Below are 20,309 nucleotides of genomic sequence, written 5' to 3' on the forward strand. Positions count from 1 at the left end.
GTTCGGACGCCGCAGCGGCGCGCGATGCGATGCGCGCCCAGGAATTGCTGGGCGAGCGCCGTTTCGCCGAAGCCCGCATGGCGATCAAGGAAGCCATTGCAGAGCGCGACGACGAACCGCAATATCATATACTTAGGGGGCGTATCGAATATGCCGTCAAGGCTATTCCGCAAGCCTTCGACGCGTATAGCAACGCCATGGCGCTCGACCCGAGCAATATGGAGGCACTGCAAGCGGTTTCGCAACTGGGTCTCCAGACCGGCAATCTGCGGGAATCGCTCGCGGCCACCGAAGCGATACTCTCACTCGAACCCGACGATCCGAACGCGCTGCTCGTCCGCGGCCTCCACGCGATCGTGCGCAACCGTTTCGACGATGCGGTCGGCTATGCAGACAAGATACTGGCGCGCGACTCAGCAAATGAGGGCGGTGCGATTCTCAAGGCGCGCGCCCTGTTTCGCAAAGGGGAAGGCAAGGAGGCGCTAGCGGTCCTCGATCTTTTCAGTGCCAAGAAGACTGATACCAGCGGTATCGCGATGACCCGGCTCGAAATCTACCGCGCCCTCCATGATTTCAACGGCATGCAGGCCGAGTTTGCGAAGCTTCGGAACCTTGCGCCCGCCAATGATGCATTGCGGATCGACGAAGCCAATTTTGCTTACAAGCAAGGCCGCACCAAGGATGCGGACGCGCTCCTCGCGGCGCTGTTGGCCAAGAGCGAACTTGCTCGGGACGATATCCCGCAAATCCTTGCCCTCTGGCGGGAATATCACCCCGAGGCTCCGAGTGATGCCGCTGTCGGCTCCATTGCCGCGTCCGGCACGCCGGCAGCACGGATCGCAGTGGCAGCCTATCTTGTCGAAGCAAAACGCCTCGCCGCGGCAGATCGCCTGATCGCCACCCTGTCAGGCACCGATCGGGCGACATTGGAAGCGGCCGCCCTCCTTCGGCGCGGCGATCGGGCCGGGGCGCTGGCACGCGCGAACGCAATTCTTGAAGAGGATTCGACCAATTGCCGCGCGCTTGTCGTGCGGGCGAGCGCGCGTCTCGACATGCGGCAACTTGATGGAGCGCTACGCTCGGCCCAGGAGGCGGCCAGCCAGTGTCCCGAGAGGATCGACGCATGGCGTCTGGCCGCTATCAGCTATTCCGAACGCGGCGATCCTGAGAATGCCAATCGCATGTGGCGTCAGGGCATGGATGCAAATCGTCAGAGCTCGGTGCTCGCAGCGCAGTTCATGGGCTGGCTCGAAGCGAATGGAAAGCAGCGCGAGTCGATCGCGGTGGCCCGGCGACTGACCCATGATGCACCCGCGCTGATAAGTGGCTGGCGCCTCTATGCGGCGGCCTGCGATCGCGCGGGAGATGATTGCAGGGCGGCAGCGCAGCGCGGGCTTGAGCGTGCGCGTGAGCTTTACGGAATCGATCTTGTGCCCGGTGAGGCGCCGCCGAACGGGCTCTTTGGCCGGATCGTCACGCGATGAGAGAAAAAATCTCTACAAGACAGGAGTTTCTGGGACTTTCCTTCGATCCCATCGATATCGATTGCGCGCGGCGGGCGGTGGTAAGCCGCGCTGGCGGCGAGAGCTTTCACTATGTCGTCACGCCGAATGTCGATCATATCGTGGGACTTGACCGATCGCCAAATCCCCAGCTGCTCGCTGCCTATGAGGGCGCCGCGCTCTGCCTTTGTGACAGCCGCATCCTGGCGCGCCTCGCCGCGCTCGCGGATATTCGCTTGCCGGTCGTTCCGGGAAGCGATCTGACGCGCGACCTGCTCGCCTACGCGCTCCCGCGCGGCCGTATCGCGGTGATTGGCGGCGATCCGCTTATGCATGCGGCCCTTGAACAAATTTACCCGCGTTTCGAGTGGCTGTTTCATGCGCCGCCTATGGGATTGCGGAGCAATGCCGACGCCCGACGAACGGTCGGCGACTTTGTTGTGAGCAGCAAAGCTGATGTCATCCTTTTTGCCGTTGGCGCTCCCCAGAGCGAATTGCTGTGCGCGGAGATCGCGGCGCGTGGCGGAGCCCGCGGGGTAGCGCTGTGCATCGGAGCCTCGCTCGAATTCCTGACCGGCGCGAAGCGCCGGGCGCCGAACTGGATGCAGCGGGCGAGCCTTGAGTGGCTGTTCCGCCTGCTCAGCGAACCGCGCCGTCTTTGGCGACGCTATCTTGTCGAGGGACCCCGAATAATCGCCATCTGGCAGCGTTGGCGAACCGCGCGGGCTAGTCGCGACCTGTCCGGTTCCACCCCGTCTGCCGGCGGGTGAAGAAGGCAAGATAGACGGGCAGCTTCCAGAGCAGATAGAGCGGGGCACGCAGAAGATCGCGCGCCGGAAGCAGTGCCCGCGCCTCGCGCCACCAGGCGGCGAGCAGGGCGAGCGCAACAAGCGCGAGGAGCACAAGCAGCAACATGGCGGGCCGACTGTCAGCGCCCGACAGCGCGAGACCGGTAACAAGCGCCAGGTCGAGCGCGGCTGCGAAAAGCAGCAGGGCGAGCGGCGGCACGAGCAGATGCGCACCAAGCGCGGCCAAATGCCGCGAGCGGCGCCGCCTCGCTGCGCCCAGCAGCGGCCCCGCCTGCCTTCGCGCAGTGTCGAGAAACCCATGTTCCCACCTGCTGCGCTGCCCGCGGCTACTCGCAAGGCTGGCTGCGGGACTGGTCACGCGCGCGCCATCGTCGAAGCCTACCTTGATCCCCTCGCGCGCGAGGCGAAGCCCGAGCTCAAGGTCCTCGACCGCATTGGCGCTCGCGAGCGGAAGCCGCGCGAAGAGCGACCAGGGAAAGGCCATGCCGGTTCCGAACAAGAGCGCCCCGCCGCCAATCCGCAGCAGCCCGCGCGCCCGGACGACATTCTTCACCAGCATCGCGAAATTGGAGATGGAGACGAGCGGCGACACACCGGGAGGGGACGCCAGCAAATTGCTGGCCTGAACCGGCGCGCCCGAGATCAGCGCTGCGGCCGCGAGCCGTTCGGCGCTTCCCGCATCCATGCGGCAGTCGGCGTCGACGACAATCACGGCGTCTGGTGGGGCGCCGGCAAGATGATCGCGTCCGAAGGCAAGTGCAAATCCCTTGCCCCGCCGCTCGCGATCGTTGCGCTCGATGGCCTCGGCGCCCGCTGCGCGCGCACGTTCGGCGGTATTATCGGAACAATTATCGGCCACGACGAGGATGTGCGCGGTTGGTGAGGCTGCCGCCAGCCCGCGCACCGTCTCCGCAATCGAAGCGGACTCATCATGCGCTGGTATGAGCAGCACCATATGCGCTGGCGGAGTGTCAGGATCGCGCGGCGCGAGGCGCGCCAGGCCGGCGGTCAGTTCGACCAGAAGATAGGCGAGGAGAAGGAGAAAGGGGGTCGCCAGGACCCAGGCGAGAAGATCGATCACCGCGCCATCGCTCCGGACGAAAGAGTTGGAGCGCGCGCTGTTTCAAAGTGCAACGCTGGCGCGCTGCGGAGCGCCGCGAGCTTGCAACATTCCTCAGTGCCGATAGAGAATGGAAAGCAGAGGGGAATTTCGGTATGGCGCGTGACTATTTTCTGGCCCGCAGGGTCCTGGTTACCGGAGGCGCCGGCTTTGTCGGTTCGCATCTGATCGACAGGCTTATCGAGCGCGGCGACGAAGTATTGTGCGTCGACAATCTCTTCACCGGTGCCAAGGCAAATATCGCTCATCTGCTTTCGCATCCGCGCTTCGAATTCATGCGCCACGATGTGTGCCATCCCCTTTTCGTCGAGGTCGATGCGATCTTCAACCTCGCCTGCCCCGCATCGCCCATCCATTATCAGCACGATCCGGTGCAGACCACCAAAGTCTCGGTGATCGGCTCGATCAACATGCTTGGCCTTGCAAAGCGCATCAAGGTACCGATCCTGCAGGCGTCGACGAGCGAAGTTTATGGCGACCCCACTCAGCATCCGCAAACCGAAAGCTATTGGGGCAACGTTAATCCCATCGGACTGCGCAGCTGTTACGACGAAGGCAAGCGCTGTGCGGAGACCTTGTTTTTCGACTATCACCGTCAGCATGGCATCGACGTGAAGGTCGCGCGCATTTTCAACACCTACGGTCCGCGCATGCATCCCGCCGATGGCCGTGTCGTCTCCAATTTTGTCATGCAGGCCCTGCGCGGCGAGGATATCACCATCTATGGCGATGGTTCGCAGACCCGCAGCTTCTGCTATGTCGATGATCTGGTCGAAGCGCTGCTGCGCCTGATGGAAACACCTACCGGCTTCACTGGCCCCGTTAATCTCGGCAATCCGGTGGAGTTCACGATCCGCGAACTGGCCGAGCTTGTTATCGAACTCACCGGCGCGCGTTCGAAGCTGGTCCAGCTCCCCCTGCCCTCCGACGATCCGACGCAGCGCAAGCCCGATATCAGTCTCGCGCGCCGCGAGCTCGACTGGGAACCGGCAATTCGGCTGCGCGAAGGGCTCGAGCAGACGATCGCTTATTTCCGCCGCCTCGCGAACTGATCAGCGCCGCGCCAGCAGTGCCGAGATAAATTCGCGATACTGCGCGGCGATCGTCGGCCAGCCAAAACGCTCGATCCCGCTTGCGACGCCTTCGGTCCGGCGACCCTGCGCGAGCGCCCGGCGGATTGTCTCGACCAGCGCTTCACTTTGCTCGGTGTTGCACAGATATGCGCTGTTCTCACCCAGGATCCACCGCAGCCTTTCGCTGTCATGGCCGACAACCGGGAGGCCGCTCGCCCAGGCTTCGAGGAAAACATTCCCGAAGGATTCAAGAAGCGAGAGGTGCAGAAAGATATCAGCCGATCGGTACAGCGCCGGCATTTCGGTCGCCGGCAGGCTCACCCGCTGATAGCGACCGGGCAATATCTCGGCAGCGAGCGCTGCGGCTTCGTCGCGGAGCGGACCATCCCCCGCCACGACGAGATGCGCATCTTCAAGCTGCGCGACGGCGCGAATGCCGTCGAGCACGCGCTTTGTTGCGATATGCGCGCTGACCATGAGCACGATCGGTCGGTCCAGCGGGAGTCCGAAACGTGCGCGATCCCCCTCGCCGGTATGGAAACGCTCGAGATCGACGCCGTTTGGAATGAGCGCCGAGGGCCATTTGGACCGGTTGCGTTCGAGATAGTCGGGATTGGTGCAAACCAGGCCATCACAGCGAAAGCTGCGATATTCGGAATTGGTGGCATAGGCTGGCCAGTCGCCGTTCTGGGTCACGAACAGGCGCAGCGGCCGCTTGCTCGCGGGCCTTCCGAGCGCCCAATGGGTGAAGGGAAAGGAGCAGGTTATCACCGCGTCGAAGTCGCCGGGCCGATAAGCCGCGAGCAGACCGGGAACGAAGCTCGCATCTTCCCATGCGGTTTCGCTACGAAGCGGCGGAAAGAAGGGAAAGGCCTCGAAGCGCTCACGGCGCACGGCACCGACGCGGCGATACGTGTAAGGCAGACCTTCACGTGGTTCGCCTGAACCCATTACGGTAACTGCGTCGCCGCCGCGCGCGAGTTCCGTCGCCACCGACAGCAAGGCAACCTCTGCGCCGCGGTCGAAACGATGAAATCCCGGCAAGGCAAACAGCAGCTTCATGAATTTCCCTGGTCAGCTTGGGTGCGCACGGCGCGCGCAATACAGTGGAAGGGCGGCGCTACCAGCGGCGCCACCCTTCCGCCCACTGTCATAGCGAAAAACTTGTTGCGAAGCGGTGAAGACCCTGCGGTGGATGATACGAAGAGAAATGCTCAGGTCCGCACGGCGAGATAATCATTATACCTGCAGTCGCCGCTCGAAACGATCGGAACGAGCCGCGTACGCAGCAGGCGCTTGTCGATTCCGAAGACGGTGTAGCGATGGCGGTGCAGCAGCGTACCTATCGCTTCGGCTGCCCCTGCCCCCTGATCCTCGAACAGAATTGCGCGCGGCGCGAGGCGCGCAAGCTGGACATCGATGGCATGAAAAACGGTCTCCTCATGACCTTCGACATCCATTTTGATGAGGTCGAGACGCGGCAGACCGGCAAGCAATTCTCCGGCATGCATCGCGGGCACGGCGAACTCTCCGTCCGCGTCTATGCGTGAGGCACCCCGATTGGCCTGATCTATGCGAAACCGGACTTCGCCAGCGGCGTCGGATAGCGCAACGCGGTGGATGGCGACTCTATCGCCAAAGGGCGCCATATTCGCTTCGAGCAGATCGACAATTTCGGGTTGAGGTTCAACGCAAATTGCACTTGAGTCCGCGATCCGGCTCAGGAAGCAGGCCGCGACATAGCCGATATTCGCCCCGATATCGAGAAGCACGTCGCCTGGGCGCGCGTGATCCAGCAGGACCTGGACGACCGAACGATCGAAGCGGCCTGTGAGCAGAATATGCCGTCCGATCAGGTCATCGGCGCGAACGCGCAGCGCAAATCCGTCGCTCGTCTGCGCCAATCTTTCGCCCTGTCCCAGATCGACCCCGCGCGCGAAGCGGTCGATGATCCGCCCCGACCCGTTCGCGAAGGGCCAATAGCGGGCGGCAAGAACGGCGGGGGTCATGATGCGGGAATAGCAAAACTGGCGCCGAGGGCAATGCGCGCGTCATACGTATCAAAAGGACACAGGCTGGGCTTGGCAACAGTGGACCTCGTGCTCAGGCTATCCTACGCCTTGACGGGCAGTTCGCGGATTCGCGAACGAAATCATAGGGGCATCGATTGGTGCGACGTCTGCCGAGGATCGGATTATGGGCAGCGCTGGTGCTGCTCTACGCATGGCCGGCCCTGCTCAACGGCGCCCCCTTTTTCTTTCCCGATACCAGCCATTACATCCGAGCCGCGGATGCGGCGGTGGTGTCGCTGACGGGTCATCGTTCGAGCTGGTCGGATCGGCTTCTCGAAGCACCTTCAGCCCCGGCAGCAAACGCCTCTGGTCCAGACGCGGCGTCGCCCCCTGGCGCTGACCCAGCATTGGCCACCGCAACGGCCATCCCTCCTCAGATCCGCCCGGCGCGGACTGTCCTCACCGGGCGATCAATCTATTATGGCGCCTTCCTCTATGCCGGGCTTGAAGGGCTCGGGCGGTTCGGGCCCGTGTTTTTGCAGTCCGCGATCGCGGTCGGGACGGTGGCGCTGTTCCTGTTCGGCGCGACGGCATCGCTCACGCCCGGTCGCCGGCAACGCTGGATTTGGGGCGGGCTGATCGCAGTGGGGCTTCTCAGCCCGCTGCCCTTCTTCGTATCGCGCCTCATGCCGGGCGCTTTCACCGGCCCGCTCATTCTGGCCTTTGTGTCATTGATCCTGTTCGGCGCGCACTATGGCCGTCTCGCGCGCACATTTCTATTCATGGTAGCAGCAGCGGCGATCACCTTTCATATTTCGCACATCCTGCTCATCCTCTCGGTCGGCGGCGGCGCCTTGCTCCTCAACCTCGGACAGCGGCAGGGCTGGACGCTCCGGCTTCTGCTGCCGACGAGCCTCATTCTCATCGCTATCGCGGCACAAATGCTCTTCTCGGCAGCGGTAACGCGCACGCTCGGCGCTCCGCCGACCGCCCCGCCCTTCCTTTCCGCGCGGCTGATCGCCGATGGCCCCGGCTACCGCTACCTCGAGACCCACTGCAATCCGCCGAAGTTTCTTCTGTGCGGCTACCGCGATCGGATGCCGCAACCAAGTGACATCATGCTGTGGAGCGAAGATCCGCACGAGGGAATATTCAGCACGCTCGGCGAGGATTCGAAGCGCCAGCTCGGTGGCGAAGATGTCCGCTTTTACCTTGCGGTCCTTCGCGAATATCCAGGCGAAGTGATCAGGTCGATCATCCGGTCAAGCGGCGAGCAGGCACTGGCGTTCGATCTTGATCACTTCAACTATGTCGCCGAACACCGCGAAGGTGCGCGGAGCCATCTCCCCCCCGAGATATTTGTCTGGGTCGAACGCTCGGCCGCGTACCGCGGCACCGTTCCGGTCGCGCCCACGATTTTCGTGACGATCGCAGTGACACTGCTCTCCCTCATTCTGCTTGCGGCCGGCTTTGCCTCCCGGACCGGCCGCGCGTCATGGCGGTCTCCGGGCGCGGCCGCGGCACTTTTGATCCTGCTCGCGCTCGCTGCCAATGTCGTCATATGCGGCGGCATGTCGACCCCGCATGCCCGTTATATGATGCGCATTGTCTGGCTGCTGCCGCTTGCCGTCATCGCTTTTGCGGCCGCAATGCCGAGGCGGCGCGGCGATCATCAGCACGTGCCGGTATCGGACGCGCCGCCAGCATTGGAGAGGACCGCATGAAGCTGATCATCCAGATCCCATGCTATAATGAGGCCGATACGCTTCCGGCCACTATCGCCGATCTGCCGAAACAGATCGATGGCATCGATGTGATCGAATATCTCGTCATCGACGATGGATCGGCCGACGGCACCGACGCGGTGGCGCGCGCGTGCGGGGTTCACCATATCCTGCGCAATCGCCGCAATATGGGCCTTGCCAGAAGCTTTCGGCGCGGCCTCGATTACGCGCTCGGCGCTGGTGCCGACATTATCGTCAACACCGACGGGGACAATCAATATTACGGCGCTGACATTGCGCGCCTCGTGGAACCGATCGTGGCAGGACGCGCAGACGTGGTCATCGGCGATCGCCAGACCCAGACGATCGCCCATTTCAGTCCCGCCAAGCGCATGCTGCAACGCTTTGGGAGCTGGGCGGTGCGCCATTTCTCGGGCGTCGATGTGCCCGATGCTGTAAGTGGCTTTCGCGCCATTTCCCGCACTGCTGCCTTTCAAGTAAATATCGTCTCGTCGTTCAGCTACACGATCGAGATGCTGATCCAGGTCGGTCAGAAGGCGATGGCCTATGAAGCAGTCCCCGTGCGCACCAACGCCAAGACCCGCGATTCAAGGCTCTTCAAATCGGTGTTTCGCTTCATGGAGCGCTCGGGAACGACCGCGCTGCGCATGTACGCCATGTATCAGCCGCTGCGCACATTCGCACTCATCGGCGCGGTTATCGCGTTCATCGGCGTGCTGCCGATGCTGCGTTTCCTCTATTATTATTTCTTCGTCAGCGGTGAAGGCAAGATCCAGTCGCTGGTGATCGGTTCGGCGCTGCTCACGGTGGGCGCGCTGACCTTTCTCCTCGGACTGATGGCCGATCTCATCGGTCGCAACCGCCAACTCACCGAGATGACCCTTGAGCGGGTCAAACGCATCGAACAGATCGCCCTCGCCCGCGGCACTCTTTTACCTGCCGCCGCCGAAGAGCCGGCGATAGGCGAAGAATTTGACCAGGGTGGAAACCGCCAGCACGAGCAGCAGCGCGGCGGCGTAAGAGAGGATCGCGGCTGATCGTAGCGCGGAGAATGCGAAAAACTCGGCAATCCGAAACAGCGCATTGACCAGGGCGTACCGCCACAGATCGCGTCCAATACTTGCTTTGCTCGCAAACACCAGTCGGCGCAGCGTCAGAAAATTGAAGGCATAAGCAATGGCGAAGGACAGGCCGACCGCGGTTCGTTCGCCCAGCCCTGCCCACTCATGCAGCAGGATCGGCAATAGGGACGAAAGCGACGCACTTGCAAGTGTCGCCACCGCGAAGCGCGACAAGGCGGTCAGCAACGGCACTCTGGCTCCCATTTCGGCGGCGCGTGCGCGAAGGGAGACGGCCGCGCGTCCCATCACCGCATTCCCCAAATGAAGCGCAGCGCCTGCATGGACGGCGTCTAGCGCGCGCGGCACGTGATGCGCAAGCGCACTTCGCGCGCGACTCGGCAAGCGCCGGGCTGGTAACGGCAGCGGTTAACCATATGCAAGTTTTGCCTAATTTATGTAAAATCCCGCGATTCTGACCTCCGGCGTCCCGTCGCGGCCCATAAAGCCCAGTTTCCTAGGCCTTTTGAGATGCCATAATGATACTGCGCGAACGGCAGAATCCATGTTTCGCGACCGAGCAAATTACTATAATTAGGTCAAATGGCAGGGGTCATAACATTTCTTGCGTCCAAAAGACGGATTGCCGCGGGTGCAGCAGCACTCGCGGTTCTTGCAACGACGTCGGTCACCGTGCCGCTGTTCAGCGGCGATGGCGGCCTTCTCCTGGCGCAAGCATCGGACGCGCTGCAGCGCTTCGTCGACCGCTCGCCCGGCGAGCGCGGCGAAACCGACCTCATCAAGACCAAGGTCAAGCGCGACTTCGGAGGCCCGGCGAGTGCCCGCGCGCTTGGACCGCAGCGTGATGCGCCCGAAGAGCGCGCGCTCGGCAAAATTTTCGATACGCCGCCTGAAGAGGCGGTGGATCAGTTGAGCGAGAATCCGCTCGGCCCGCTGGCGCTCGCCGATCCCGATCCGTCGCTGCTCCCGCTCGGCGACGCCGGGACGATTGGCGGCACGCCGTCCGGACCGGGGTTCCCGGGCGGTATCAGCACGGTCGTCCCGCCGATCGCGACCGACCCCGGGGACCCGACCACCCCCGTCGACCCTGAACCGCCGGTGACGGGTGCCGTGCCCGAGCCTGGGACCTGGGCGTTGATGATCCTCGGATTTGCGCTCTGCGGTGCGGCGCTTCGTCGCCGCAACGGCCATTCGCAAGGTCGTCCGGGCGTCGCCTGATGCGCGGCTGGATCGTCGGCATTCCCCTCGGCGCGCTGGCGCTCGCGATGCTTGGCTATAATCTTGATGCCGCAAGCTCGGTGGCTGCCGATCAGGCGGCGCGAGCCGCACCGGTCCATCAGGCGCTGGCCGGACGTACATTTCTTTCGGCGCAAGAGGCTGCCGCAGCCGTGCAAGCCGGGCTCGTCCCGGCAGGAACCAAATCGCTGCTCGACACAAAATACCGGCTTCGGCACGGCGAATATGACTGGAACGACACCAATATTCCTGCAGGTAAGCTGCGCGTGTGGGTTGATCTGCGGCGGCAGATGATTTCCGTCTTCCGGGGCGGACACGAGATCGGCACCGCGGTAATCGTCTATGGCGCCGAAGGGATGCAGTCGCCGCTCGGCACGTTCAAGATTCTCAACAAGGATGCCGATTATCATTCGCGCAGCTACGATGCGCCGATGCCCTATTCGATGTTCATCACCAATACCGGCATTGCGCTCCACGGCAGTCCGATGTCGAGCCGGCGCGCCACCCATGGCTGTATCGGCCTACCCGTCGAATTTGCAAAGCTGCTCTTCGCCGCCGCCCAGCGCGGCGACACCGTCGAAGTCGTGCGCACCGATCCGCGCAGCGTCGCGGCCGCCGAAAGCAGACGCTTCAGCTAGTCAGGCGTCAGCAATAGGTGGAGACAGCCTGCACTGCCACTGCCTGTCGGATCCTCGCCCCGCGGTTTCTTTGGCAGTTTGGTCCGGGTTAGGACCTTCGCAGAAAGGTCGACGGCGGGCCGCTGCAGACCACGCGCCAAGACAAGCCTGAAAATGGTTAGGACGCGGTTTACCGCCCCCGTAAACCTTGTTTTAGCGGGCTTGCGATAGCTTTTCCCTGGTTTCGGGGATTTGCGCATGAAGCACATCAGCCTCAAGGCAGGAAAAATCACGCTTCTGGCAGCGGTTGCGCTCGTTTCGACCGGCGCGCAGCCGCGCCTGGGTGCGCTCGACGATCGCCTTCTCGAAAGCCACAATCGCGAGCGCGCGCTCATGGGCGTTCCCGCCTTGCGCTGGAACGACGAACTAGCGCGCGGGGCGCAGGCCTGGGCCGATCATCTCTCGGAGACAGGCCGCTTCGAACATTCGCCGAATATTCCTGGCAGGCCGCTCGAGGGCGAGAATATCTGGGGCGGGACCCCCGGTGCATTCCGTCCCGAAGAGATGATCGGTCTCTGGCTCAAGGAAAAGACCTATTTTACTCCGGGAACCTTCCCGCTCAACAGCACGACGGGCCGTGCCGAGGATGTGTCGCACTATACGCAGCTGATCTGGAGCCGTTCGGGCGAAGTGGGCTGCGGCATCAGCGATGTCGGGCGCGAGGAAATCCTCGTCTGCCGCTATTCCGAACCCGGCAATGTGCGCGGACGCGATCCCCTGGCGCGGAGCGAAGCCGCGCCTGCGCGGCGCATGCGCTATTCCCCTTTCAGCCGTCCGCTGGTGGCGTCGGCAGCCGGCGCCGACCGGTTCGCATCGGCAGCGAGCGGGGAGACTGCCGGCGCCGTCGCCACGCCCTCGCCTGCATCCCCGAGCGGCGCGCCTGCATTTTCGTCGGCGAGAAGGCGCGGCGATTTCAATATGGCGCTCGTATTCGGAACGGTTCCGTTCGCCGTCAAACCCGCTTCGCCGATCGCCTCGATCTGCGGCTGGTCGACGAGCGGCTGCTCCTGGCTCACCGATTGAGTGAAGGCGGTGCGGCGGCCCCAGCCGCCGGTCCATCGATAGAAAATATGATGATCGAGCTGCGCTATCTTGGCGAGCGAGCTCGCCCAATAGGGCACGACATAATCGGCATGATAATGCGTCGCCATGCCGACGCTTGGCTCGACGGCACCCGATAGCGCGGCAACCGCAATGCGGCGCGCAGCCTCCCATCCCTGCCGGGTCGGAATCCGCGCAAGGCTTCCATCGCAGGTGAATGTGAACTGGCAGCCCGTCGGCCTTTCCGACCCCTGGTACACCACCCCGCAGATACTGTTAGGAAAAGCCGGATGGCGGACGCGGTTGAGCACGACCTGCGCCACGCCGCGCTTGCCCTGATCGCTTTCCTGGCCCGCTTCATAATATATGGCGGCGGTAAGACAGTCGATCGACGAACGCCGCCCGGCGACGTCCGACGCGTTGATCGGCAGGACCAGCGGCGGCGCCCGCTCGATTGGTGCCGTCGAAAACGGAAGCGCGGCATTTTCCGCGCGCGCATCCTCGGGCGCCAGTTCCTTGTAGAGCTGCGGTTGGGGAACGGGCGGCCTCGCCATGGCGACGGGTGTTCGTTCGGTGAGCTGGCGTGGAGCCTGGCCGCGATGAAGCAAGGCCCAGGCGGCGAACGCGAGCGCTGCAACTGCTGCAAGGACAAGCAGAGCCGCGATCAGGCGATCACGTATCAGCCCGCTATCGGTTCGAGTCCGGACCATATCCGCTCACCATTTCGGCACTCGCGCGGCTCTATGTCAAAGCCCGGTCCGCGTCCAGTGGCTGCAACCGGTGCCCGGCCGATTGTGCCTTGCTGATACGGTTCGACCGGGAGGCGCGTCGCCCATTGGCAGGTGCCGCGCTTTGCTCTATCGGATATTCATGACTGCCGATGCCGGAAAATTCGATGGCAACGCTCGCTGAGCAATCGCGAATTGCGCCGCCGTCGCTACCGACGCGCCTGTCGCCCGGCGCGTGGGCCTTGATCGTCGGGCTTGCGCTCTTTTGCATTCCCACCTTCATCTTCGTTGTCCGCGAATCCTGGTCAGGCGAAGCCGGCGCACATGGCCCGATCGTGCTCGCAACCGGGCTCTGGCTGCTGCACACGCGCTGGCTCGAAGTGCGGGATATGCGCTCCATCCCCGCGCAGGGACCGGTCTGGGCAATGCTCGCGGTCCTCATTCCGCTGACGATCTTTGCCCGGATTACCCAGATCGTCGAGATCGAAGGCTATATGATGTACGCGACCGTGCTCGTCGTACTCTACAGCCTCGTCGGCCTGCGGGTCATGAAGGGGCTGTGGTTTCCGCTCTTCTATCTCGCCTTCATGTTCCCGCCGCCCGAGACGCTCGTCGCCGCGGTCACCGTGCCGATGAAGATGTGGCTCTCGCAGGCAGCCGTCGGCTTTCTTCAGCTGTTCGGCTATCCGATCGGCGGCGAAGGGGTTCGCATCTATATCGGTCAATATGAGTTGCTGGTCGCAGCAGCCTGCTCGGGGATCAATTCGATCGTCTCGCTGGCAGCGATCTCGCTCTTCTATATCTATATGCGGCATCAGGCCGAATGGCGCTATGCGCTGCTGCTCGTGCTGTTCATCGTGCCTGTCGCGCTAATCGCCAATTTCTTCCGCGTGCTCATCCTCATCCTCCTGACCTATCATTCGGGCGAGGCAACGGCGCAGGGCTTCCTGCATAATTTCGCAGGGCTGGTGATGTTCGGGATCGCACTACTCACCATTTTCGGGATCGACGTGGTGCTCAAACCGCTCTGGGATCGTTTCGTGACGCATCACCGGGAGGCGACGCATGCCTGACGAAGCCCCGGCACCCAATCGCACCGTATCGCGCCGCAGTGCGATGATCGGCGGCGCGCTTGCGGCAGCCTCCGCCTACGCCTTCGTGCGTCAGCCGGCGGTCGCCAATCCGATCGTCCCGGAAAAAATCTTCGACACCTGGGTGCCGCGGCAGTTCGGACGGTGGACGAGTATTTCGGAGAGCGGCGTCGTGCTCCCGCCGCCCGACGCGCTGCGCGATCGGCTCTACGACAATCTCGTCACCCGGGTGTACGCTTCGGCGAGCGGCGTGTCGGTGATGATGCTCCTCGCCTACAACAATGCGCAGGACGGCGTACTGCAACTCCACCGGCCCGAGACATGCTATCCGGTCGGCGGTTATGCGCTGAGTGACACCCGCGAGGTCGATATTCCGGTTGGCGGACGGCGCATCCCCGCCAATTTCTTCACCGCGACCGGACCCGACCGGATCGAGCAGGTGCAATATTTCACGCGGCTGGGCGACGCCTTCCCGCGCAGCTGGGCCGAGCAGCGGATGGCGGTCATTCGCGCCAATATCGCCGGCGACATTCCTGACGGCATGATGATGCGGGTCTCGACGCTCGGGATGGACGCGCCCGAGGCGGAAACATTGCTCGACGAATTCTCTCGCAGTTTTATCCTCCATTCGAATGCCCGCCTGCAGCATCTGCTGCTCGGCGCGACCAGCAGTACATAGAAGGACCGATTGATGCGTACCAAGACCGTCACCGCCATTGCCTTGGCCTGTCTTTCGCTTGCCGCCTGCGACAAGGAGCCGACCGGCCAAGTTGCCGCCGTGGTCAATGGCGAGGAAATCACGCTCCAGGAAGTCAACGCCGAGCTCGGTAACGTCAATATTCCCGACGGCGTCGACAAGAAGGTGGTGCAGCAGGCAGCGCTCGAGCGTGTGGTCGAACGGCGTTTGCTGGCGCAGGCCGCACGTGACGAGGGCCTCGACAAGACCCCTGATTATCTGCTGCGCGAACGCCAGCTGCGCGATGCCCTGCTCGTCCAGCTGATGGGTCAGAAGGCGCAGCGCGCGCAGCGCGTTCCCGAGCAGGCCGAGATCGACAAGTTCATCGCCGACAACCCCGACATGTTCGCCGATCGCAAGATTTTCGCAATCGACCGCATCCAGTTCCCGCTGCCCAAGGATATGGGAGCGCTGAAAGCGCTCGAGAACGACCATTCGATGGAAGCGGTTGCGGCGCATCTTCAGGAGCTCGGCATCAAGTTCGCACGCACCGACGCGCAGATGGATTCGGCGCAGGTCGGCAAGCAGCGCATGCAGCAGATCCGCGCGCTGCCGGCGGGCGAGCCGTTCATCGCGCCTGAGAATGGCATGGTCACGGTTGCAGTGATCAAGAGCGAACGCGCCGTTCCGCTGACCGGCGACGCGGCGCGTCCGTTGGCGGTCCAGGCGATCCAGAATCAGCAGCTGACGAGCGCGATGCAGGATCGCCTCAAGCAGGCCCGCGCCGCTGCCGAAATTAAATATCAACCCGATTTTGCGCCCAAGGGTGCGGCGAAGCCTGCCGCCAAGTAGCGCCGACGTGGCGGCGGCCTTCGCTTAGGCCGCCGGCGTGCGATCAGGCGCTGCGTCTTTGGGTGTGCCGCCTGAGAGAGCAGCCCCCGCGATCGCGGGATAGAAGAGAAAGCTGTTGAACAGCGCGTCGATCGCGGACAGCAAGAGGAGCAATATCGCGAGCCGCGCGCCCGCCGCGTTCGGTCCGCCCGAACGGGCGATGGCGGCAAGACGCACGAGCGCGCCGCCAAACGCCCCGCCAAGCAGCGCAAGCCCAACGAGGCCGTAGGCACCGAGGATGAGAAGCGGGAGCCCCCAGGGGCGCGTGCCCGCGGGCCGGAACCAGTCCCATCGCCCGGTGCCCCAGATTATATCCCTGCGCAGGAGCGGCAGGGTCTTGAGATCCTGGCTGACCCGCCAAGTTGCCGAGCCGCGCCCGCTCGCGCGCAGCGCACCGACAATCGCCTTGCCGGGCGCGGTGTCGGTGGCGATGCTTCGCAGCGGTACGGCGCCGCTCACATGGAGCGCGCCGACCGCGAGCGCACCAGCGAGCGCCATCGGCAGGGCGATGCGGAGCGTGCCGAACAGGCGCGGCATGAAGAGAAGCCCCAGCCCCGCCGCCAAGAGGATGATCGCTCCCGCCGATTGCGCGGCAAGCGTTGCGGCCGCGAGCAGGACGGCGGCGACGCGCCACCGCGCTGCCGCCCCCTCGCCCGCCGCATCGCGCCATCGCCAGGCCGCTGCGAGCGCTGCCCCGGCAATCCACAGTCCATATTGATTGCCATGTTCGAAGAAGAGTTGCGGCCGGAAGCCGATGTAGCGCTCGATGCCATCATGCGCGAAGGGATTGGCCCCGTAGATCAGCGTTTGAATACGAAAGCGCGTCAAACCCTCGATCAGCGCGAAGGGAAGAAGGAGCAGCGTCAGCCCGGCCAGCAGTCCCGCGAATGCGCGGGCATCGTCGCGGCCGCGAAGATAGAGTTTGCCCGCAAGCCATGGCAAGCCCCAGGCGCCCAGAAGATAGAGCGACGCAACCGGCGGCGCGGGCGACGCGCTCCCGACGAACGCCCCCTGGAGGAGCGGCCAGAGGCAGAAGCCGGCAATCGGCAGGTCCCACCAACGCAAGGTAAGACCGCCCCAGCGCGCGCGATCGAACAGCGCGGACGCCAGGAGGGCGATTGCGGGGGCGGTCCATTGTTTGGTGACGAGCTGCGCCGAGGGCAGCCCACTGCCCACGATGGTGAAAGTGAAGCTGCCGGGCGGTGGCAGCGGCCCATAGGCCGCCGGGGGCAGCAGTAGCCACCCGCCGATCAAGGCTGCCCAGAATGCCTGGCGCGGCGGCACCGTGCGGAAGAGGATGATGGCGACGACGCCCCAGAGGATATGCGCGGCGATCAGCACAAGCTGGTCTTAGCCCCCCGCGAGGGATATTGAAGCCCCTTTAAAAGGTGGGGGGCTTGATGGACGCGACCCAATGGGCGGGACTTGTGGCTTTCGGCGGCGCGGCGGCCGCCTGCCTGTCGCTGTGCGTGCCGTCGGGGCGGATACTCGCGGCGGTCAATGGCTGCCTGGCTGCTGAATGCGCGCTCGGCTTCCGCCACGGCCTCCACGACCAAGTGATAAGGCTGCTGGGCGATTATTATCCCGAACGTCAGCCGTTCCAGATCGCGCTTGTGCTGATCGCCGCCTTTACGGGACTGACCCTCCTCGCGCGGCGCTGGCGGCGCACCCGCAAGACTTCAGTGAATGTCCCGCTGATCGCGACCGGGGCGGCTCTCTTCCTCTTTGCAGTGGAGACGATTTCGCTGCACGCGCTCGATCGGTTGCTCTATCGCCCGGCGGGCCCGGTGCTGGTCATCGGATGGCTGTGGATCACGACCGGCTCCTTGACGATGGTGAGCGCGATCACCCGCCGGGAAAGGCGAGCGTAAGCCAGCGCATGTATTCGCGACTATGGCTAACCCTCAAGTTAGCTTCTTGCCCCCGCTCCTCGTTTGACCAAGGACATTTGCGACGCCTGCAAGTCTATAAGTTAATCAGTTACTGCGATAGCGGCGGACCCGCCCAAATCGGTGGCAGTTCAACTGACCTTGCGCGATGCGCCGAGACGAAACCCCGGCCCCTCGCGACCCAGCCTGGCCGAGAATTGCGGCGCACTGCCCAACTGCCTCCGGAATGGCTCTGCAGCGCTGCGGTGACCAGGAGAATTGACCCTGCCCTGGTCCAGCGCCGCGAAGGCTTGACACGTACCGGGGTAGTGGCAAGCGCCGGGCCCTGCAGCGTTTATCGAACTGGCGAATATGCGCCCGACCTGCGTCCCCACGGGAGCGATCAGATCGTGCGCTGCGAAACCGGGACGACAATGCAGCAAAAGGGCCGCCGATCAACGAGATCGACGGCCCTGCTCAATTTCAGGTAAGCTGGATCAGCCGAACGAGACGCGCACATTCGCGTCCTTGCGACGCGACCGCATCGCTCCGCCAATCAGGCCGAAGCCGAGCAGCATGAGCGCCCAGGTCGCCGGCTCGGGAACCGCGGCGGCGAGCTGGCCGACACCGCCGAGACGCACCTGACGCATGTCATGGATGCCCGTCGTCGACGGATTGGCAACAAAGCCGGCGCTGGTGAAGACTTCGCCCGCATCACCGTAAATGCCGAACCAGTTGTTGCCATTGGTGGCAACCGACTTGGTGATCGAGGCCGTCGTGCCGTCGGAGAGAAGGTAGGTGAGAAACACGCTCGTCGCTTCGTTCAGCGCGTTGCCAGGGACGGGCGAGAGATTGAAGATTGCCGATTCGAAGCCATAGCCGCTCTGAATGGTGAAAGTCAGGGCGTTAAGAAGACCGTCAGCCGATTCAACGCGCGCCTGGCCATTGGCACCACCGACCAACGTCGAGTCGGTGCTGCTGGTAAAGGTCAGGCCGACACCGCCCACGCTGCCAGTGACCGTCGAACCGCTGCCGCTGTTCACAAGCACATTGCCGTCGGTGCTGACGCAGTTTGCGCTGGTACAGATGAGGATGGCAGCGTTAGCCGGCGTTGCCGAAAAGGCGAGCGCGCCGAGGAGGGCCGGAGCCACAAGTGATTTGAGTGCGAACTTCATGACAAACGTCCCTTGAGAATTGAGATGCGCGACCCACGCGCCTTCGCTCGTCATCCGAGTCGATTTAGGCGCTCTTAACATTTCTTAGGCGCTGCAACATGATTTTTCCGGGCGCTTCGGCGCGCTGCCTGTCTCAAATTAACACATAATAAGAATCGGCTGAGCCATGCTCATCAGTTTTGCCGTCGGCGGGGGCCGCCGGAGCAGAAGCTGCCGTCCGTCATCTGCTCGAACTGGCGGCTTTGGCGCGGCGCTCGTTGGCGGAACGCGCCGCCGCACGTTCAGACTTGGGAAAAGTCCATTGGGCTTTCCGACGCTGGACCGAGCACGAAAGCGCGAAAGCGCAGCGTCTTGGCTCAGACCGCTACGGCGAGACAATTATTGAGCCGCGGCCACGTCGCCTAACGCTACTTTGGCAGAAGTTTGATTGTCGGGGCGGCGATGCGATATCCGCATTGCGGACAACAAGCGGGTGGGGGCCTGGACAGGTGGTCAAGGATGGCCTGGCGGACTGCCGGTAGGCTGGGTTGCGGTGGCGGGCCTGCGATTCTTTTTTTCCAGTCCCGCCTGAGCGAGGCGGCGGGATTGCAGGAAGGCATATGCGATCATCGTCATGAGGGCATGGCGATGGAGACCGGTCCAGGATCGCCCTTCAAAATGGTCGAGGCCAAGCTCTTCCTTCAGTTGCTGATGGGCTTGTTCGCAAATCCAGCGCGCCTTGATGGCGGCGGTGATATCCTTGACCGGCGTGTCTGCGGGCAGGTTCGAGAGATAATATTTGCGCTCGCCGCTGGAGCGATCAGCTATCGGATTACGCTAAACGCGGTGCGGCCGAGATCTGCGATCGCGGAAGCCCGAAAATGATATTGATCACGGTAGGGTAAGCGATCAGTGTCGATGAGATGGATCAACGGGTGCGTAGCGGCAACCGCTGCTTGAGCCTCCCTGACTCGTTTCAAAAAAGGATAGGATTTCCAGCTATTGGGAAGCCGCGAAATCAGGATATGTGCTGTCGGCCCGAGAGCCGCGCGCAGGTCGGCGCACAGCAAGGTCAATCGAGCATAGCACGCATCCGCGAGGGTTTCGCTTACGCCCTCGCTCTCCCCGTTCACCATAAACGCGACGACATCATCCCATGGCCCTCGGGCAAGGCCCTCTCGGGCATAAGACTGAAGCCAGGCTCGTTGTGCTGACTGCGCTATCCATTGTCCCAGGTTCGAAGCATCCTGTTGGCGCTTCATAATCAGGAGACGGCTTTCGGCATGCGGGTTCGCGCTCGCCCAGGATGCCGCAAATCCTCCCTCCGGGCCCCATGCAGACGGCCCGTCGGGAAGGTTCGAGTGAGAAGGATGATAGGGCACCTGATGGAAAGCGCGGCCGTCCGAATATCCCAGCTGAACCTTGTCGCCTGGAATCGTAAGAATATCTGGCGGGATATCTGCCCGATCAGCTGTCAACGCCGCAGTCGTACAACCATAGGCGATCGCGTTCGACTGGCCAAACAACAATAAAAATGTGCGCCGCGGCGCAGGATTCGTCTCGAATTGTGACATCAATGGTCCAAATAAAGCTTTTGCCATGCAGCA

At 63.3% G+C, this 20,309-nt stretch carries 21 protein-coding genes and 2 pseudogenes; 12 read left to right on the forward strand and 11 right to left on the reverse strand.

Translation table 11 applies throughout. The features are described 5' to 3' along the window. The first annotated feature begins 77 nt into the window (after positions 1-77). Both P1IM2_RS07530 and P1IM2_RS07535 read left to right on the forward strand, forming a co-directional pair. Positions 78-1,484, forward strand: coding sequence for a hypothetical protein (locus tag P1IM2_RS07530; protein ID WP_186402009.1), 1,407 nt, complete (start codon positions 78-80; stop codon positions 1,482-1,484). Beyond that, positions 1,481-2,272, forward strand: a complete 792-nt coding sequence (locus P1IM2_RS07535; protein WP_260833948.1) for a WecB/TagA/CpsF family glycosyltransferase — start codon at positions 1,481-1,483, stop codon at positions 2,270-2,272. Before P1IM2_RS07530 ends, P1IM2_RS07535 begins: the two co-directional genes overlap by 4 nt. Here the strand turns inward: P1IM2_RS07535 and P1IM2_RS07540 are convergent. Next, complete coding sequence (locus P1IM2_RS07540; RefSeq protein WP_186402011.1) at positions 2,229-3,392, reverse strand: glycosyltransferase family 2 protein; 1,164 nt, start codon at positions 3,390-3,392, stop codon at positions 2,229-2,231. The two genes, P1IM2_RS07535 and P1IM2_RS07540, sit on opposite strands and share 44 nt — an antisense overlap. Continuing rightward, complete coding sequence (locus tag P1IM2_RS19050) at positions 3,389-3,715, reverse strand: hypothetical protein (protein ID WP_409574538.1); 327 nt, start codon at positions 3,713-3,715, stop codon at positions 3,389-3,391. The genes P1IM2_RS07540 and P1IM2_RS19050 overlap by 4 nt, the downstream gene beginning before the upstream one ends. Between P1IM2_RS19050 and P1IM2_RS07545 the strand changes: the two genes are divergently transcribed. After that, positions 3,599-4,483, forward strand: a complete 885-nt coding sequence (locus P1IM2_RS07545) for a UDP-glucuronic acid decarboxylase family protein (protein ID WP_409574537.1) — start codon at positions 3,599-3,601, stop codon at positions 4,481-4,483. The two genes, P1IM2_RS19050 and P1IM2_RS07545, sit on opposite strands and share 117 nt — an antisense overlap. On the opposite strand, the gene P1IM2_RS07550 is transcribed toward P1IM2_RS07545, so the two are convergent. Next, positions 4,484-5,566, reverse strand: coding sequence for a glycosyltransferase family 4 protein (locus P1IM2_RS07550; RefSeq protein WP_186402013.1), 1,083 nt, complete (start codon positions 5,564-5,566; stop codon positions 4,484-4,486). It lies immediately after the preceding gene. Between the two features lie 152 nt (positions 5,567-5,718). Further along, positions 5,719-6,513, reverse strand: a complete 795-nt coding sequence (locus tag P1IM2_RS07555; protein WP_186402014.1) for an FkbM family methyltransferase — start codon at positions 6,511-6,513, stop codon at positions 5,719-5,721. A gap of 533 nt (positions 6,514-7,046) precedes the next feature. Between P1IM2_RS07555 and P1IM2_RS07560 the strand changes: the two genes are divergently transcribed. Both P1IM2_RS07560 and P1IM2_RS07565 read left to right on the forward strand, forming a co-directional pair. Further along, positions 7,047-8,240 (forward strand): hypothetical protein, encoded by a 1,194-nt coding sequence (locus P1IM2_RS07560; RefSeq protein WP_186402015.1) that lies wholly within the window; start codon positions 7,047-7,049, stop codon positions 8,238-8,240. Further along, positions 8,237-9,298 carry a glycosyltransferase family 2 protein gene (locus P1IM2_RS07565; protein WP_186402016.1) on the forward strand — a complete coding sequence of 354 codons (1,062 nt, stop codon included), beginning with the start codon at positions 8,237-8,239 and terminating at the stop codon, positions 9,296-9,298. The genes P1IM2_RS07560 and P1IM2_RS07565 overlap by 4 nt, the downstream gene beginning before the upstream one ends. Here P1IM2_RS07565 and P1IM2_RS07570 read toward each other — a convergent pair. Continuing rightward, a complete protein-coding gene (locus P1IM2_RS07570; protein WP_222103005.1) occupies positions 9,194-9,628 on the reverse strand; it encodes a GtrA family protein in 435 nt (144 codons plus the stop codon). The genes P1IM2_RS07565 and P1IM2_RS07570 overlap by 105 nt on opposite strands. Positions 9,629-9,922: 294 nt before the next feature. On the opposite strand from P1IM2_RS07570, the gene P1IM2_RS07575 reads away from it, so the two are divergent. Beyond that, entirely contained in the window at positions 9,923-10,558 is a 636-nt protein-coding gene (locus P1IM2_RS07575) for a PEPxxWA-CTERM sorting domain-containing protein (protein WP_186402018.1), read from the forward strand. Next, positions 10,558-11,214, forward strand: coding sequence for a L,D-transpeptidase (locus P1IM2_RS07580; protein WP_260833949.1), 657 nt, complete (start codon positions 10,558-10,560; stop codon positions 11,212-11,214). The genes P1IM2_RS07575 and P1IM2_RS07580 overlap by 1 nt, the downstream gene beginning before the upstream one ends. Positions 11,215-11,406: 192 nt before the next feature. On the opposite strand, the gene P1IM2_RS07585 is transcribed toward P1IM2_RS07580, so the two are convergent. Then, positions 11,407-11,568 (reverse strand): hypothetical protein, encoded by a 162-nt coding sequence (locus P1IM2_RS07585; protein WP_186402557.1) that lies wholly within the window; start codon positions 11,566-11,568, stop codon positions 11,407-11,409. Positions 11,569-11,586: 18 nt separating this feature from the next. On the opposite strand from P1IM2_RS07585, the pseudogene P1IM2_RS18895 reads away from it, so the two are divergent. Further along, a pseudogene (locus tag P1IM2_RS18895) lies at positions 11,587-11,877 on the forward strand (CAP domain-containing protein); the annotation flags it as partial. A gap of 131 nt (positions 11,878-12,008) precedes the next feature. Here P1IM2_RS18895 and P1IM2_RS07590 read toward each other — a convergent pair. Then, complete coding sequence (locus tag P1IM2_RS07590) at positions 12,009-13,004, reverse strand: cell wall hydrolase (protein WP_186402019.1); 996 nt, start codon at positions 13,002-13,004, stop codon at positions 12,009-12,011. Between the two features lie 185 nt (positions 13,005-13,189). Between P1IM2_RS07590 and xrtV the strand changes: the two genes are divergently transcribed. The 3 genes from xrtV to P1IM2_RS07605 are packed head-to-tail and all read left to right on the forward strand — an operon-like array spanning position 13,190 to position 15,641. After that, positions 13,190-14,095 (forward strand): exosortase V, encoded by a 906-nt coding sequence (xrtV, locus tag P1IM2_RS07595; RefSeq protein ID WP_186402020.1) that lies wholly within the window; start codon positions 13,190-13,192, stop codon positions 14,093-14,095. Continuing rightward, on the forward strand, positions 14,088-14,792 hold the full coding sequence (gene epsI / locus P1IM2_RS07600; protein ID WP_186402021.1) for an exosortase-associated protein EpsI, V-type: 705 nt from the start codon (positions 14,088-14,090) through the stop codon (positions 14,790-14,792). The genes xrtV and epsI overlap by 8 nt, the downstream gene beginning before the upstream one ends. Positions 14,793-14,804: 12 nt before the next feature. After that, a complete protein-coding gene (locus P1IM2_RS07605) occupies positions 14,805-15,641 on the forward strand; it encodes a SurA N-terminal domain-containing protein (RefSeq protein WP_186402022.1) in 837 nt (278 codons plus the stop codon). Between the two features lie 24 nt (positions 15,642-15,665). On the opposite strand, the gene P1IM2_RS07610 is transcribed toward P1IM2_RS07605, so the two are convergent. Beyond that, positions 15,666-17,021 (reverse strand): hypothetical protein, encoded by a 1,356-nt coding sequence (locus P1IM2_RS07610; protein ID WP_186402023.1) that lies wholly within the window; start codon positions 17,019-17,021, stop codon positions 15,666-15,668. 59 nt (positions 17,022-17,080) lie between these two features. Between P1IM2_RS07610 and P1IM2_RS07615 the strand changes: the two genes are divergently transcribed. Then, positions 17,081-17,551: a hypothetical protein gene (locus tag P1IM2_RS07615; RefSeq protein ID WP_222103006.1), complete on the forward strand. Its 471-nt coding sequence runs from the start codon at positions 17,081-17,083 to the stop codon at positions 17,549-17,551. A 494-nt stretch (positions 17,552-18,045) separates the two neighbouring features. Here the strand turns inward: P1IM2_RS07615 and P1IM2_RS18900 are convergent, their stop codons facing one another. The 3 genes and pseudogenes from P1IM2_RS18900 to P1IM2_RS07630 form a co-directional block, all read right to left on the reverse strand. After that, positions 18,046-18,777, reverse strand: a complete 732-nt coding sequence (locus P1IM2_RS18900) for a PEPxxWA-CTERM sorting domain-containing protein (protein WP_260833950.1) — start codon at positions 18,775-18,777, stop codon at positions 18,046-18,048. Positions 18,778-19,215: 438 nt separating this feature from the next. After that, positions 19,216-19,521: pseudogene (locus tag P1IM2_RS07625) on the reverse strand (transposase); the annotation flags it as partial. A gap of 5 nt (positions 19,522-19,526) precedes the next feature. Further along, positions 19,527-20,303, reverse strand: coding sequence for a sialate O-acetylesterase (locus P1IM2_RS07630; protein ID WP_186402025.1), 777 nt, complete (start codon positions 20,301-20,303; stop codon positions 19,527-19,529). Positions 20,304-20,309: the final 6 nt, after the last annotated feature.

Source organism: Sphingopyxis sp. P1IMeth2, assembly GCF_900185685.1.
GTDB lineage: Bacteria > Pseudomonadota > Alphaproteobacteria > Sphingomonadales > Sphingomonadaceae > Sphingopyxis > Sphingopyxis terrae_A.

What these genes read in the sequence shown, in the direction of transcription:
- P1IM2_RS07530 (WP_186402009.1), top strand. Translation starts at nt 78, where the DNA reads ATGGCGATCAAGGAAGCCATTGCAGAGCGCGACGACGAACCGCAATAT.
- P1IM2_RS07535 (WP_260833948.1), top strand. Translation starts at nt 1,481, where the DNA reads ATGAGAGAAAAAATCTCTACAAGACAGGAGTTTCTGGGACTTTCCTTC.
- P1IM2_RS07550 (WP_186402013.1), bottom strand. Translation starts at nt 5,566, where the DNA reads ATGAAGCTGCTGTTTGCCTTGCCGGGATTTCATCGTTTCGACCGCGGC.
- P1IM2_RS07555 (WP_186402014.1), bottom strand. Translation starts at nt 6,513, where the DNA reads ATGACCCCCGCCGTTCTTGCCGCCCGCTATTGGCCCTTCGCGAACGGG.
- P1IM2_RS07565 (WP_186402016.1), top strand. Translation starts at nt 8,237, where the DNA reads ATGAAGCTGATCATCCAGATCCCATGCTATAATGAGGCCGATACGCTT.
- P1IM2_RS07570 (WP_222103005.1), bottom strand. Translation starts at nt 9,628, where the DNA reads ATGGGACGCGCGGCCGTCTCCCTTCGCGCACGCGCCGCCGAAATGGGA.
- P1IM2_RS07575 (WP_186402018.1), top strand. Translation starts at nt 9,923, where the DNA reads ATGGCAGGGGTCATAACATTTCTTGCGTCCAAAAGACGGATTGCCGCG.
- P1IM2_RS07580 (WP_260833949.1), top strand. Translation starts at nt 10,558, where the DNA reads ATGCGCGGCTGGATCGTCGGCATTCCCCTCGGCGCGCTGGCGCTCGCG.
- P1IM2_RS07590 (WP_186402019.1), bottom strand. Translation starts at nt 13,004, where the DNA reads ATGGTCCGGACTCGAACCGATAGCGGGCTGATACGTGATCGCCTGATC.
- xrtV (WP_186402020.1), top strand. Translation starts at nt 13,190, where the DNA reads ATGGCAACGCTCGCTGAGCAATCGCGAATTGCGCCGCCGTCGCTACCG.
- epsI (WP_186402021.1), top strand. Translation starts at nt 14,088, where the DNA reads ATGCCTGACGAAGCCCCGGCACCCAATCGCACCGTATCGCGCCGCAGT.
- P1IM2_RS07605 (WP_186402022.1), top strand. Translation starts at nt 14,805, where the DNA reads ATGCGTACCAAGACCGTCACCGCCATTGCCTTGGCCTGTCTTTCGCTT.
- P1IM2_RS07615 (WP_222103006.1), top strand. Translation starts at nt 17,081, where the DNA reads ATGGACGCGACCCAATGGGCGGGACTTGTGGCTTTCGGCGGCGCGGCG.
- P1IM2_RS18900 (WP_260833950.1), bottom strand. Translation starts at nt 18,777, where the DNA reads ATGACGAGCGAAGGCGCGTGGGTCGCGCATCTCAATTCTCAAGGGACG.
- P1IM2_RS07630 (WP_186402025.1), bottom strand. Translation starts at nt 20,303, where the DNA reads ATGGCAAAAGCTTTATTTGGACCATTGATGTCACAATTCGAGACGAAT.